10 protein-coding genes are annotated in these 14,225 nt (G+C 44.5%); 8 read left to right on the top strand and 2 right to left on the bottom strand.

Annotated elements, in window-relative coordinates:
* Window positions 1–7 precede the first annotated feature (7 nt).
* The 3 genes from EHO59_RS11185 to EHO59_RS11175 all read left to right on the top strand — a co-directional run bounded on the left by EHO59_RS11185 (window position 8) and on the right by EHO59_RS11175 (window position 5,510).
* The gene (locus EHO59_RS11185) at window positions 8–2,785 is read left to right on the top strand and encodes a 2-oxoglutarate dehydrogenase E1 component (RefSeq protein WP_135588004.1); all 2,778 of its coding nucleotides are present in this window, start codon (window positions 8–10) and stop codon (window positions 2,783–2,785) included.
* Window positions 2,786–2,793: 8 nt separating this feature from the next.
* Window positions 2,794–3,192, top strand: a complete 399-nt coding sequence (locus EHO59_RS11180) for a DUF6941 family protein (protein ID WP_135588002.1) — start codon at window positions 2,794–2,796, stop codon at window positions 3,190–3,192.
* 92 nt (window positions 3,193–3,284) lie between these two features.
* Window positions 3,285–5,510 (top strand): PP2C family protein-serine/threonine phosphatase, encoded by a 2,226-nt coding sequence (locus EHO59_RS11175; protein WP_135588000.1) that lies wholly within the window; start codon window positions 3,285–3,287, stop codon window positions 5,508–5,510.
* An 81-nt stretch (window positions 5,511–5,591) separates the two neighbouring features.
* Here the strand turns inward: EHO59_RS11175 and EHO59_RS11170 are convergent, their stop codons facing one another.
* Both EHO59_RS11170 and EHO59_RS11165 read right to left on the bottom strand, forming a co-directional pair.
* Window positions 5,592–6,161: a hypothetical protein gene (locus EHO59_RS11170; RefSeq protein WP_135587998.1), complete on the bottom strand. Its 570-nt coding sequence runs from the start codon at window positions 6,159–6,161 to the stop codon at window positions 5,592–5,594.
* 146 nt (window positions 6,162–6,307) lie between these two features.
* Window positions 6,308–7,861, bottom strand: coding sequence for a Ppx/GppA phosphatase family protein (locus EHO59_RS11165; RefSeq protein ID WP_135587996.1), 1,554 nt, complete (start codon window positions 7,859–7,861; stop codon window positions 6,308–6,310).
* A 192-nt stretch (window positions 7,862–8,053) separates the two neighbouring features.
* Here EHO59_RS11165 and EHO59_RS11160 point away from each other — a divergent pair, with 192 nt between their 5' ends.
* From EHO59_RS11160 to rodA, 5 genes are read left to right on the top strand one after another with little or no spacing between them, the layout of a single operon-like run.
* Window positions 8,054–9,076 (top strand): rod shape-determining protein, encoded by a 1,023-nt coding sequence (locus tag EHO59_RS11160; RefSeq protein WP_008595388.1) that lies wholly within the window; start codon window positions 8,054–8,056, stop codon window positions 9,074–9,076.
* A 37-nt stretch (window positions 9,077–9,113) separates the two neighbouring features.
* The gene (mreC, locus tag EHO59_RS11155; protein ID WP_135587994.1) at window positions 9,114–10,217 is read left to right on the top strand and encodes a rod shape-determining protein MreC; all 1,104 of its coding nucleotides are present in this window, start codon (window positions 9,114–9,116) and stop codon (window positions 10,215–10,217) included.
* Window positions 10,217–10,720: a rod shape-determining protein MreD gene (gene mreD / locus EHO59_RS11150; RefSeq protein ID WP_135587993.1), complete on the top strand. Its 504-nt coding sequence runs from the start codon at window positions 10,217–10,219 to the stop codon at window positions 10,718–10,720. The genes mreC and mreD overlap by 1 nt, the downstream gene beginning before the upstream one ends.
* Before the next feature lies 1 nt (window position 10,721).
* Window positions 10,722–12,662, top strand: coding sequence for a penicillin-binding protein 2 (gene mrdA / locus EHO59_RS11145; protein WP_135587991.1), 1,941 nt, complete (start codon window positions 10,722–10,724; stop codon window positions 12,660–12,662).
* Window positions 12,659–14,179, top strand: coding sequence for a rod shape-determining protein RodA (rodA, locus tag EHO59_RS11140; protein WP_135587989.1), 1,521 nt, complete (start codon window positions 12,659–12,661; stop codon window positions 14,177–14,179). The genes mrdA and rodA overlap by 4 nt, the downstream gene beginning before the upstream one ends.
* The last annotated feature ends 46 nt before the right edge of the window (window positions 14,180–14,225 follow it).

Genomic DNA, 14,225 nt, shown 5'->3' with positions numbered 1-14,225 from the left:
TCCGGTCATGAAAATCGAACAATTGATGGCATTATACGGAGAGAACGGGGCGCTTCTCGAAGAACTTTACGAAAAGTTTAAGAAGGATCCGAACTCTCTTGATAGAGAATGGTCCCTCTTCTTCCAAGAAGTAGAGACTAACGGAGTGTCTTCTCAGAACGGCTCCAACGGCAATGGAAATGGGAACGGAAAGGGTGCCGTTTCTACTTCTTTTACCGATGCGCAAGCCGGCTCCATCCGAGAGATGGGGATCATCAACTTACTCAACGCGTACCGCAGGCAAGGTCACTTGGCTGCAAACTTGGATCCACTTGGTATCTTTAAGCCAAACCGCAATTTTATCGATTCAAAGTTAGGCAATCTTACCAATGCAGATCTAGACACAGTAGTCGACACGCAGAATCCTTCTCTTGCAAGAGCGAAGTTGAGAGATGTGGTCTCCTGGTTCGAGAAGACTTATTGCAGCACAGTAGGATACGAGCAGTATTATTTGGTAAACGACGTGGAAAGAGAGTGGCTCCAACAGCAAGTTGAGTCCGCTGAATTCCATGCTCCTCTTCCTAAGAGCATTCGTTTGAGACTGTTTGAGAAACTCTTCCAAGCGGATCATTTCGAGACATTCCTCGCTAAGAAATATGTGGGTAAGAAACGCTTCTCCTTAGAAGGAGGAGAAAGCATGATCCCTATGCTCGATACTATTATCGAAGAAGCAGGACGTTTCAAAATGGACGGACTTGTGATCGGTATGGCGCATAGAGGTCGTTTGAACGTACTTGTGAACGTGATCGAGAAGCCCGCCTCTTTGGTATTCGCTGAATTCGAAGAGAAAGCGGATAAAAACGCTCAGAGTTATGCCGACGTAAAATATCACTTGGGTTATTCTAATAGCAAAATGACTGCTAGTGGAAAAGAAGTGAAACTTTCTCTAGCATTCAACCCGAGCCACTTGGAAGCAGTGAATCCGGTTGTAACCGGTTCCGTTCGTGCTAGACAAGAGCAGTACGGGGATCAGGATCGCGCAAAATTCATGCCGATCACCATTCATGGAGACGCAGCTTTTGCAGGACAGGGAGTTGTGGCCGAGACCATTAACTTAATGAACCTGGACGGATATACAACAGGCGGAACCTTTCACATCGTTATCAATAACCAAATCGGATTTACGACCCTTCCGAATGAATCTAGATCCACGTTATACGCAACTGACCTTGCAAAAGGATATCAGATCCCGATCGTTCACGTAAACGGAGACGATCCGGAAGCGGTGTACCGAGTTACTAAGCTCGGAATGGAATATCGTCAGAAGTTCAAGAAAGACTTTATTATAGATCTGATCTGCTATCGTAGATTGGGCCATAACGAGACCGACGAACCTGCATTCACTCAGCCTAAGATGTATTCCATCATCAAGAACCATCTTCCAACTGCTCAATTGTATGAGAAGAAGCTCGTGGGAGACGGGGACATCACCCAAGACGAACTAGATTTCATTAAGAACGGATCCACTCAAGGTCTGGAAGATTCCTTCCAAAGAGCCAAAGAGCAGGACATCAAGATGAAAGTGGACACCATGCAAGGTGTTTGGTCTAAGTATTCCAAAGAGCCTTTGGATAGCGGGACTGCCACTACTCTTCTTGGAGAGCAGATCGATCGTATCGTAAAAGCGATCACCACTGTTCCAGATGGTTTTACTCCGAATCCAAAACTCGTGAAGCTACTTCAGAGCAGAAAGGAAATGGCGGAAGGAAAAATTCCTCTGGATTATGGAATGGCAGAAGCGCTTTCTTTCGGTTCTATTCTGGAAAACGGATTTAGAGTTCGTCTTTCCGGTCAGGACAGCCAGCGCGGAACCTTCTCCCATAGACATGCGGTTCTAGTAGATATTAATACAGGCGACAAGTATATCGGTTTGAACCATATCTCTGAAAAACAAGCCAAGGCAGAAGTAGTGAACTCTTCCTTGTCTGAGTTTTCCGTCTTAGGTTTTGAATACGGATATTCTCTATCTGATCCGAGTGCTCTTGTTCTTTGGGAGGCTCAGTTCGGGGACTTCGCGAATAATACCCAAGTGATCTTTGACCAATTCCTCTCCAGCTCGGAAGTGAAATGGCAAAGGATGTCCGGTTTGACAGTTCTTCTTCCTCATGGATATGAAGGACAGGGACCTGAGCATAGCTCCGGAAGAATTGAAAGATTCCTACAGCTTTGTGCGGACAATAACATGCAGGTAGCGAACTGTACGAATGCGGCTCAATATTTCCATTTGCTCCGCAGACAAATCCTCAGAAATTTCCGTAAGCCTCTTATCATCTTCACTCCTAAATCACTACTCCGTTTCCCAGGAGCTCTTTCTCCGATCGAAGACCTTCTAAAAGGTGCGTTTAGAGAAGTTCTTCCTGATAGCGGAGATCTGAAAGCGGACAAAGTGGAGAAGGTGATCTTCAGCTTCGGAAAAGTATATTATGATCTTCTTAAATACAGAGAAGAGAATAAGGTGCAGAACACCGCTCTTATCCGTGTGGAACAAGTATATCCTTTCCCTGCGAATGCGATCGAAGAAGTGTTCAAGACTTATAAGAACGCTAAAACCATTGTTTGGTGTCAGGAAGAGCCTAAGAATCAAGGTGCTTGGACATTCGTACGAGACAGGTTCGAAGATGTACTTCCATCCGGCCAGAAGCTGAAATATGCAGGAAGAAAGGAATCTGCGAGCCCTGCCGCCGGTCACATGAAGGTGCATACTCAGCAACAAGAACAACTCGTTTCCGACGCGTATTCAGCCTAACCTGATTAATGTCGAGTAACGTAGGAGAACCCGTCCTCTTAGCATTGATCTTTGCGGATCGGGTGATCACGGAAGACAACGGTAAAAAAGGGATCATAGGAACATTCACCAAGTTCTTTGCTGGCCAGTTTCCCGTTGTCTTTCCTCCTTGGGGAATTTATGTATGCGTTACTAATCTTCCTCCGGGAGACCATGAATTCTCGTTAGAGTTGGAATTTGCCGACACAAGCGAGAAGGTAATGGGAGTCGGGGGCAATATTCGTGTCAATAACGGCTCCGAACCCGTAGAGATCGCTATTCCCATCCCGCACGCAGTATTTCCGAAAGAAGGACGCTATATACTTCTTCTTAAGATCGGTACTGAGATCGTAGGCAGTCGCCCTCTCTGGGTGGATAAAATCCCTTAATCGAATTTTATTTTTACTTCGAAATAAAATATTGAACACTGTAGCAAACGCTACAGTGTTGGTTTTATCCTAAGCTAAAATGAGAAACGAAAATGAGCCAATCCAGACTTTTGCCTGTCCTCACTTGGAGGCTTGAGCTTTTTACCCACACGGTCCCTGTCCCTTTTGCGGTCTACTTTTCTGCAGTGACCGGTTCCTTATATTCTCTGGAAGAATATCTTTCTATGGGAGTCGCTGCCACGGTAGCAGCAACTGCCATGCTTCTCGGTGCCTTTTATCTTAGATATCTAAGGCTTAAGAAGGCTGCGTATTTAGAGGATAGGAGTTCGATCGATCCGAATCTTTTAGTCTCCGCGAAATCCATTTATATGACCCAGCCTATCTATGAATCGTTTACGATTGCGGGCCGTTGGTTTCTGGGAGTTCTTCTCGCTCATATTATCGTTTATTTGATTGTGGGCTATCGTCCGAATCTAATCGCAACAATCCCTGCGCTCTATTTGGGGATCATTCCGATTTCATTTATTAGCTATTTGTTTATTACGGAATACTCTTTGAGGCCCGCTTTAAATAAGGGAAAATTTCGGGAAATTGAGGCAAGAACTAAGCTTTTCTTTCCCTATTCTAAGCGGCTACTAGTTGTTGTGGCTGCAATGATCTCTATGCCTTTCAGTCTTTTGGGTTATATGCTCTATGCCACTGTGGATGGAAGGATCAAGCTTGAGAACCCTCTTGTGCATTTGGCGATCATGGCTCTTCTGTTCTCTGTCCCTCTCTTATTTACTGCTTGGATCGTAACAGAATCTATTCGAAGCAGACTTTCTTCCGTCACAGGATTCTTAGAAGAAGTAGGAAAGGGAAATTTCGGCTTAAGGATTTCTCCTTCTTCTTTGGATGAATTCGGTAAGCAAGAAGAAAGAATCGGAAAAGTTGTGGAGAGACTCAAAGGTCTATACGCGGAGATCCAATCTCTAAACGAGGGCCTGGAATCCAAAGTAGAAGAAAGAACGAGACAACTAAAGGAAACTGCGAACGAGCTCGGCAAGAGCTTAGAAGAAATCCAGAAACTGAAATACAGTCAGGACGGAGATTATTTCCTTACCTCTCTTTTAACGGAACCGTTACATTCCATTTTTCTAAATGGTTCTGATTATTCGGTGCGTTCTCTTACGATCCAGAAGAAGAAATTCCAATACAAGCAAAAGGAGAGACAGATAGGTGGAGATATTTCTTTGGCCCATTCGATTCGATTGCGAGGCAAGAATTATCTCGCGTTCGTAAACGCGGATGCAATGGGAAAGTCTTTGCAAGGAGCTGTAGGTGCGATCGTCTTAGGTTCGATTTCTCGTTCTATGATAGAAAGGACTCCTGCATTGTATCGAAATGTTTGGCCGGAAAGATGGGTCAAGAACTGGTTTATAGAATTACAAAAAGTATTTGAAGCATTCGACGGTTCTCTTCTTGCATCCGCTTTCTTAGGATTAGTGGATGAGTCTCGAGGAGTGTTATATTATATAAATTGCGAACATCCTTCGCCGGTTCTATTTAGAGACGGAGTTGCTGATTTTCTAGAGCCTTCTGAAAAGTATTTTAAGATCGGTCATTCCGGCTTAGGAAGGAATGTTCATATAGAAGTATTTCAGTTGAAAGCGGGAGATGTTCTATTCTGCGGCTCGGATGGAAGGGACGATCTGTTGATAAAATCTGAGGCAGGAGAAGAGATCGATACCGATGATACCAGATTCCTGCAGATCATCCGAAGGTCCCAAGGCGATCTAGATAAAACGTACGAGTTAATCCAAAAAGAAGGAGAGATCACAGATGATCTTTCTTTATTAAGGATAGAGGCGCCTAAAAAAGTAAATTCTAATGTAGAACAGGAATCTGTTCAGTCGTCTCAAGCAAATTTATTAAAAACGATTTCTTTGCAGGAGTGTAGAAAGCTTGCTATAGAATGTTTTGCGGAGAAGAAATATTCCAAGGCTGGTGAGCTTGGTCTTAAATATTTGCAGAAGAAGCCTACGGATACTGAGTTTCTTCTTTCGGTAAGTAAATTCTTACGTAAGAGCGGTAAGACTGTGCTTTCTATCGATCTGAGTGAAAGGTACAGGATGCGCAATCCTCAGGATCCGGAGAATCTTTTGCATCTTGCAGAGATGTACGCTTCTAAGAATAGAATGGATAGATCCTTTCAACTTCTGGCGGAGGCAAGTTCTATTGTTCCCGAACATCCTAGAGTGCAAAAGCTTTCCGAGTTTCTAGTAGAGAAGAGTAGGGCGATTTCAGAGAATCGATCCGATCCGAGAGTCCTTGGATAGAAGCGGATCATTTTTGGAATGGAGTTCTATTCTATATATATATTGGGCTTAAGAAGTTAGAATTTTTAAGTTCGTCTTCTTCTACCGTATTTGTTGTAAGGCATCTTGCAGGGAAACTGTCTTGTAAGATACTCTTTCTTTCTCCTTATAGACTAGGATTTCCATTTGATTGGATTTGGGAAAAACTCTTCGGATCTCCGAGAGAGGGATCTTCATTGTTCTAGTTTCTAACTTTCTGTTCAACACTTCTGAGTTCTCGATCCGAATGATCAGAGTTAAATTCGCTTTTATAGGAGTTTCCTTTTCTTCGGAGGAAAGGATTGTTTCTCTTTCGGATTCTTGTTCCTTTGTGTCGCTCATTGTGCGAAATGGAATAGTGATTAGTTCAAATAAGGCAAATAGGTCGGCAAAGCTACCTAAAATATCTCTGTTCCAAGGCTTTTCGTCCGTGGTGATCTGTCTGTAGTTCTCCGATTTTCTGTATCCGTACGATATCTTTTTTCTTTCTAAGATCTGTTCCGATCGAAGACTTTCTTCTTTGGTGCTTTCTTGGATGGTTAATTCCAAGAACTTGTTTACGAATTCATGTTTGATCTCTACTGAGTTTACGATCCTATTCGATTCCATGGAACGTAGAATTTTAGTCTCCATCAATTCTTCTCGGATCGGATAGACTTGGAAGCATCCGGAAAAAAAGAAAAAGATTAGAAGGATTCGGATCCGTATTGGAATATTCAATTTTATTAAAATACTTTTCGTCTCGGTCAAGGCGGAATGTTTGAGATCTGCAGGCATCTCTACTGGAAGATGGGGACGAATCCGTACGCGGATTCGAATGCATCTGCCTGTTCTTCGCAGGCCCAAAGCTCTAAGCTCTTATCATAATTCTGTTTTGTGGCCAACGAGAAGATAGCTTGGTTTTTTCGGACCTGGCATTTCACGGTTTCAATTAAGCCTTGTCGATTTCGATTGCAAGCGCTCGCGATCCGTAATATTCCTGAGAGTTTTTGTACGATGTCTTGTTCTCTTCCGCCAATCCTTTGGAATTCTCTATGCTTGGATTTAGGAGCGCTCTTGCGGTGATATCTTGCGGTAAGCGCTATGAGTTCTATTTCTCCCCAAGTAAATCCGAGCATTGCTTCCGAGTTTCGGATCAGATAGTAGCTATGTTTATGATAGGCGGAATGAGAAATAAAAAGTCCAACCTCGTGAAGTAAGGAAGAAGCCTCTAGATATTCTCTTTCTTCTTTACCTAACTTGTGGACCGGCTGCAGTTGATCGAAAATATCCAAGGAAAGTTTTGCGACATGTCTCGCGTATTCTTCGTCCCTGGTATAAGAAACTAATAGATTGTGAATCGACTTTTGACGGATATCATCCAGGTGTTTGGAATGCTCTTGGTCCTGGAAATGTTCCCACTTTCGGATAGTGTCGTAGATAATCCCTTCCCGCAGAGCGAATTCAGAGATTGTCAAATCGGGGAGATCCAGTAGTTGGAACAGTTCTTCTAAGATCAGTATTCCTCCTACAATGATATCGGAGCGCTTGGAATCGAAGCCTGGGATCTTGGCCCTCTTCTTGGAAGTGTCCGATTCCATGACTAGGTTTCTTGCTCTTCTGAATTCAGCCGAAGTAAATGTATAATGATTCAGTGGGATCTCTTCTGCTTCTCCGTCCATCGCTCGGATGATCCCAGCAGTTGCTTGGATGGTTCCGGATGAACCGATGATCATTTCCGGTCTCAGGTCTCGAATAATCTTTCGAAAAGGGAGGATGGTCTCTTCTACATAGAGTTTACATTTTCGTATTTGAGAGGAATCCAATGGATCCGATTTTAAGAATTTCTCAGTGAGTCGAATGGCTCCTAATTTAAAGCTTTTGGAGAAGAGTATATCTCCTCTATAACCTACTAGGACTTCGGTACTTCCCCCGCCTATATCTATTAACAATATCTTCTTATCGAATACGGGAAGGCCTTGCAGGATCCCGAAGTAAATGAGTCGGGCCTCTTCGTATCCACTGATAACGTCTATCTTTATGCCGGCTTCCTTCCAGGCGGCTGCCTGGAATTCGGACCTATTGGAAGCTTCTCTCAAGGCTGATGTGGCGACCGCTCGGATCTCTGCCTTGGAATTATCAGCCAATAGTTTGAAGCGCTTCAAACAATCGATGGCGCGCTTGAATGCAGGGGGATCGATCTCTCCTCCTTCTTCTAAACCGCTTCCGAGACGAACGTTCTCCTTCTCTCTGGCTATAGCTTCAAAGGTCCCGTTTTCTCGGACCCGAACGATGATCATGTGAAAGGAGTTGGTGCCTAGATCGATGGCAGCTAGGGTGTTTTCCCGGACCATAAGATCCCCAAGTTTATGGAGGTCGTAAAGGCTTCCAATTTGTTTTTCGTTTTTTTTGTTTTGGAATTGCCCGTTGGGATCGGGCAGGAAATATTGAATTCGATCGGCGATGGGAAAATCCTAGAGATTTTCGGGATTTGCGCAGATAATAATAAAAAAGATCAACCGCCTCTCGGCAAGCAAAGGACAGTAATGATATTCGACAAGCTCTACGGACTATTTTCCAACGATATGGGAATCGACCTCGGAACCGCCAACACTCTCGTCCATGTAAAGGGGCAAGGTATCGTACTCTCCGAGCCTTCCGTAGTAGCGGTGCATGCTGCTACCGGAAAGGTGCTGGCTGTAGGCCAAGAAGCCAAGAGGATGCTTGGTCGTACTCCTGGCGAAATTGTGGCAATTCGCCCTATGAAAGACGGAGTGATCGCCGACTTCGAAACGGTCGAAAAAATGATCCGTTACTTTATCGCTAAGGTTCACAATCGTACTACGTTCGTAAAACCAAGGATCGTGATCGGAGTTCCTTCCGGAATCACCGAGGTGGAAAGACGTGCCGTTCGTGAATCTGCTGAGCAAGCGGGTGCGAGAGAGATCTTCCTCATCGACGAGGCTCTGGCAGCTGCGATCGGAGCGAATATCCCGATCAATGAACCTGCTGGAAACATGATCGTGGATATAGGTGGTGGTACTACTGAGATCGCTGTCATTTCATTAGGCGGTATGGTGATCGCAGAATCCATCCGTACTGGTGGAGACGAGTTCGACGATGCAATTATCAAATACCTCAGAAACCAATACAACCTAGTAGTGGGAGAGAGGACCGCTGAGGATATCAAGCTTACCATCGGTAACGCTTATCCTGAGAAAAAGACTGAGACCATGGAAGTCAAAGGTAGAGATGCGATCTCCGGTCTTCCTCGTACTTTAGAGTTAGAATCTAACGAGATCCGTAAGGCTCTCAAAGAACCTACCGATGAGATCCTGGACGGGATCAAACGAGTTCTGGAAAGAACTCCTCCTGAGCTTGCTTCGGATATCGTAGAAAGAGGGATCGTTCTAACCGGAGGAGGATGCCTTCTTCGTGGATTAGAAACCTATCTTTCTAAGGAAACTGGAGTTCCTGTATTCAGAGCCGAGAACCCTTTGACCTGCGTGGTTTTGGGAACCGGAAAATTCTTAGACGAAGTTAAGTATCTCAAGCCGGGAATTCGCTGATCCTAATTTGCTTGGGATCAGAATTTGAACCGTTAATATGCTTTGGCTCCAAGTAAATAAAAGTAAGGAAACAGTCTCTCTTCTTTTCTGTATCGTATTTTCGATCCTCTCTCTGACATTTAAGAGTAATGTCTTAGTGAGAGGGATCGCTAGTTTCCAAAGAGTGGGCGACTCGGTTTCCGGTTCCATTGACGGTGTAGGTTCCTTCTTCAAAGGAGCTTATACTAAATTAGAATCTTTTGAAGCAGTTCGCCAGGAAAGAGACGCTTGCGTCGCAGCGGTGGATGATTATAAACTTCTTCCTCAAGACCTGGAACGCTTAAACAGAGAGAACGAGATCTTAAGAAGGGAACTTCGTTTTAATACTCGTCAGAAGTTTGCAAGCATCAAGGCAGAAGTTCTTTCTGTCCGTTTGAATTCAATCTATCGTACCATCATCATCGATAAGGGCTCCGAAGCTGGGATCAAGCCTTATATGCCTGTGACTGCAAGATCGGTAAACCAAAAGGGTGAGATCATCGAGGCATTGGTAGGAAAGGTGATCGCTGTCACCGGTGGTTCTGCAATCGTGCAACCATTAATAAATTCTAATTTTAGTATGGGCGTTTCCATTCCAGACAGCAATCTATGGGCCACACTTTCCGGTAACTCAGGAAGAGGAACCGAGGCTCTCATGAATTATATAGATAGCGGTATTATTATTGATCCAAGAGTGTTCGGTGATTATCCGATGGGTCCGAGCGAGATGATCCAATACACCGAATCTTTGAGTAAGATCGGAAAGGCAGTTTATAGTTCGGGTGCTTCCGGTATTTTTCCTCCAGGCATTCCAGTCGGGATCATTACGGAAGAAGGTCCTAGAAACGGAAGCTTTAAGACAGCATTCTTAAAACCTTTTGTGCGTTTTGATATGTTAGAGTCAGTTACCATTCTACTCAAGCTTCCTGAAAAATGGGCGGAAACCTGGCCGGAAGGACAGAATATTAATATTGAAAATCCGTACTTTGGTGAATTAAATTATCCTAAAGAAGATCGAGAGCCTAAGGCTCAAGCCCCGGTAGTTCCTAAGCCTGGGGAAGCCAAGCCGCTTAAGCCGAAACAAGACGGTGGAGCAGGCTTTACGGAAGAGGAAACCAACTGATGATCCTAGAATATGTAGTCATCGGTGCGGGGATTTTTATTTCCCATTTCTTGAACGGGACAAATGCCTTCGAGATCTCCGGATATAAGCCGGACTTCATGGTTCTATTCGTTCTATTCTTCGCTCTCAGAAGAGGGACCATGGCGGGGATCTGGATCGGATTCTTCGGAGGTCTTCTTTCGGATTCTGGATTAGGCGGTGAGATCGTAGGTAACGTGGTCACCTATAAGATCGGTCTTCACTCTCTTACCTTCTGTTTGATGGGTTATGTAGTAGGAAAATTCGCAAGGCCTGCCTATCACGAAAATCAGATTTCAATCATGTTGTATTCAGTGCTGGTGACTTTGATAACCAGGGTAGCGACATACTTTCTGTTCTCTCTTTTCTTTCATGAGAATCTGAACTATTCCATCTTCAGTACTTCTATCTTTAACGCAATTATTGCGCCTATTTTCTTCTGGATCTTAGGCAAGCTCTATCGTTTGGAGCAGGCGGAAGCGTAATATGCTTGGGGGAGGAGGATCTTCTTCAGCCACAGAGTTTAGACTGGAACGTAGTTTCAGGCTCAGGCTGTATATGTTCTCCGGTCTTGTAGCTTTCGCGTTAGTCGCGTTTGTGATCCAATTGTTCAATCTGCAGATAGTGCAAGGAACGGACAACTCTCTCAAAGCGGAGAAGTTCGTGCGAAAAAGTGAGACCATTCCCGCTGCCAGAGGAGAGATGTTCGATCGGAACTTTCTCACTCCGGAAACTTCTATGGCATTGGTTTCCAATTATTCCAGCTTGGATGCAGTTTTAAATACTTCTCTTCTGAAATATGATCCTGCCAAGGTTCGTAATTTCCTTCAGGAATTTGCGAGAACTCTTTCTATTCCGATGTCGTATTACGAAGAGGATCTTCTGGAGCCTAAATTCTCCAAGAATATCAAATCCAAAAAACCTTTCGTTCTGCTGGAGGCGATTAGCAAGGCGCAGCAGGAAAGGATCTCCGTCTTCGATACGATTTCAAAATATGTAATATTGGTCCCTTCTCCCAGAAGGATCTATAAGATGGGACCCGCTCTTGCACATGTTACTGGCTATATCGGAAAGCCGAGTAAGACAGACCTTCTTACGAGAGAGATCAAGTCTTATCAATGGTTGGGAAAAGACGGCCTCGAATTAGAATACGATTCTCGCTTACGCGGAACGGACGGATTCAGGATCCAAAAGAGAAGCTCCGAGGGGAATATAGAAGAAGAGAGAGTGGTAGAGCATTCCACTCCTGGAAATAATCTCATTCTAACGATAGACAAGGATATACAACTCGCAGCGTACAAGGCGCTCAAAGGAGCGAGAGGAACAGCGATCGCACTACGTCCTTCTACAGGAGAGGTGCTTGCGATGGCATCCAATCCGAGTTACGATCCGAATATTCTATCAGGAAAGAGTAGATCGGAAAGAACGGCGCATTATAGAAGAGTGGATGCGAATGGCGGTTTCTTAAATTTAGCCATTCAATCTAAATTTCCTCCGGCTTCTACGTATAAAACGTTAGTTGCAATGGCGGCTCTGGAAAGTGGTCACAAGATCGATTATACTCCGGAGACAAGCTACAGTTGTAATGGAAGTTATATTCTGAAATCTACTTTTGCCGGAGTTCCGGACCAAGTCTTTTATTGTTGGGAGAAGGGTGGTCATGGCACGAATGATTTAGCTCACGCTCTCCAAAAATCTTGCTCCGTCTACTTTTATAACCTAGGTTATAAACTGGGCTCCGATCCTATCTTAACATATTCTCGTTTATTCTTATTGGATCAAAAGTCCAAGATCGATCTTCCGGGAGAGATCAGCGGCTTTGTGCCTTCTTCTGCTTGGAAGAAGAGGACGTACGGAACTAGATGGTTCGACGGAGATACGATCAACCTCTCTATTGGACAAGGATTCATGTCCGTTACTCCTCTCGGCATGGCGCTATTCTATGCAGGACTCTTGAATAAAGGACAGATCTACCAGCCTTACGTTGTGAATGAGATCCGAGATCCTTTAGACAATTCCATTATCAATCGCACAGAGCCTCAGAGATTGAGAGATATTCCGATCCAAGCTTCTACCATTGAATCGATCAAGACGGGCTTGCGTTTAGTTGTGAAGAATGGAACGGCTGCTTTCGTTTTGAACAAGCCTGGGCTACCTGATATCGCAGGAAAAACAGGAACCGCTCAAACAAGAAGAAGAGGTGCCTCCGGTTCTAACCACGCTTGGTTTATCGGATATGCTCCTGCCAACGCACCTGTCAGCGAGCAAGTGTTAGTCGCAGTCTTCGTGGAATATGGAGTGGGTGGAGCTGCGGGAGCCGCTCCTGTTGCGAGAGAAATGTTTAGAGCCGCCTTCCCACCGGGAAGTTTCAAACGAACTGCAGAAGTGCCGGAAGCAGCGCCGGTATTACCGGAGAAGATCCAATGATGTCCGACAGATCCATAGATAGAATCGATTATTTTCTAGTCGGATCCGTGATCATAGTTGTGATCTGCAGCGTTCTAACTCTGTATTCTCAAGAATATAATTTCGACGATCCTTCTATCGGGCTCATGGCTCATAAATGGTTTAAGCAATTCATATTCTTCTTAGTTGGTCTCGTAGTGATGTGGTTCGTATCCAGAGTCAATTACCAATTGATCGGTGCGTATGCTTTATTCGTATACGGTTTTGCTATTCTTCTCTTGATGCTAACCTTGGTGAAATGGATCGGCTATCTTCCTTCTAGCAGGGGAGCTAGATCTTGGATCAAGATCGGTCCCTTCTTATTGCAGGCTTCCGAGTTCGCAAAACTTGCGACCGTGATCCTTCTTGGTCAGTACTTGGTCTTAAAAGAGAAGGAGATGAAGAAGTTAGTCGTACTCGTGATCCCTTTCGGGATCGTGCTTCTTCCGATGGTATTGATCTTATTGCAGCCAGACTTCGGAACTGCAGTGTCCTTTCTTCCGATCTTATTCACTATGTTGTTCTTAGGAGGAGCGGATTATTTGCATATCGGCTCCTTCATTACATTCGGAGGCATCTCTCTTGTACTTCCAATGTATGTCGAATATTCCAAGCTTACTCTCTTAAATGATATATTAGCTTTTCTGCAAAGAACAGGAAAGACGGATCTTCTATCTGTAGTAAACAGGTTGGGCGGAAAGACCTGGCAGGTGATCGACGGAAAAGAAGTAGCCGGAGCGAATCTTACTCCTAAGACATTGTCTGCTTTGAAGGAAGCGGTGGAACAGGTTGTGGATTTGGAAGCGAGTTTCGTATTCAAACTTTTATCCAACCAGGCACTACTCATCGGAGTGGGCGCGGCTCTCATTATTTTCAGTATCGTTATGATCCTCTTGAGAATTGCGAGAGGATCCAAAACATTACGTACTTATTATATTCCTTTGGGGATCTTGGGTGTTAGCCTTCTTTCTGCGGTAGTCGTGATGAAAACGGTCCCATTCCGAGAGAACCAGGTAATTCGTCTGACAGCTTTCTTGAACCCGGACGAGTTCAAACAAGGCGCTGGATATCAGCTGAGAGCTTCTAAGCCTGCGGTTGGTTCCGGAAAACTTGTAGGAAAAGGTTTCCTAAACGCTGAAATGACCGAAGGAAAGATCCCTCATGTCCCTGAGGCAAGCACTGACTTTATCTTTGCATCCTGGGCCGAGCAGACTGGGTTTATAGGATCTGTTTTCTTATTATTTTTCTTATTCTCGATTCCTTTGAGAGGGCTCCAGATCAGTTATGAGAGTAAGGATAGATTCGGTTCCTTGCTTGCATCTGGGATTGTTGCCATGCTATTCTATCACATGGCGATCAATATCGGGATTGTGCTTGGGCTCATGCCTGTAACGGGGATCCCGCTTTCCTTTATGAGTTACGGTGGATCTCACTTGATCATGTCCATGGTTGCGGTCGGGATTATTCTTTCGATCAAGATGAGAAAACACGCCAACTAAAAGGGCAAGGCTTGGCTTTTCGTCCCAAATTTTCCCCCCGAAAATA

Origin of the sequence: Leptospira semungkisensis (assembly GCF_004770055.1) — a bacterium.
In the GTDB taxonomy this organism is placed as follows: domain Bacteria; phylum Spirochaetota; class Leptospiria; order Leptospirales; family Leptospiraceae; genus Leptospira_B; species Leptospira_B semungkisensis.
Note: the sequence above shows the minus strand (reverse complement) of the source record. Positions and strands in the feature narration are given on the sequence as shown.

What these genes read in the sequence shown, in the direction of transcription:
- mreC (WP_135587994.1), top strand. Translation starts at nt 9,114, where the DNA reads ATGCTTTGGCTCCAAGTAAATAAAAGTAAGGAAACAGTCTCTCTTCTT.
- EHO59_RS11175 (WP_135588000.1), top strand. Translation starts at nt 3,285, where the DNA reads ATGAGCCAATCCAGACTTTTGCCTGTCCTCACTTGGAGGCTTGAGCTT.
- rodA (WP_135587989.1), top strand. Translation starts at nt 12,659, where the DNA reads ATGATGTCCGACAGATCCATAGATAGAATCGATTATTTTCTAGTCGGA.
- EHO59_RS11170 (WP_135587998.1), bottom strand. Translation starts at nt 6,161, where the DNA reads ATGGAGACTAAAATTCTACGTTCCATGGAATCGAATAGGATCGTAAAC.
- EHO59_RS11160 (WP_008595388.1), top strand. Translation starts at nt 8,054, where the DNA reads ATGATATTCGACAAGCTCTACGGACTATTTTCCAACGATATGGGAATC.
- mreD (WP_135587993.1), top strand. Translation starts at nt 10,217, where the DNA reads ATGATCCTAGAATATGTAGTCATCGGTGCGGGGATTTTTATTTCCCAT.
- EHO59_RS11165 (WP_135587996.1), bottom strand. Translation starts at nt 7,861, where the DNA reads ATGGTCCGGGAAAACACCCTAGCTGCCATCGATCTAGGCACCAACTCC.
- mrdA (WP_135587991.1), top strand. Translation starts at nt 10,722, where the DNA reads ATGCTTGGGGGAGGAGGATCTTCTTCAGCCACAGAGTTTAGACTGGAA.
- EHO59_RS11180 (WP_135588002.1), top strand. Translation starts at nt 2,794, where the DNA reads ATGTCGAGTAACGTAGGAGAACCCGTCCTCTTAGCATTGATCTTTGCG.
- EHO59_RS11185 (WP_135588004.1), top strand. Translation starts at nt 8, where the DNA reads ATGAAAATCGAACAATTGATGGCATTATACGGAGAGAACGGGGCGCTT.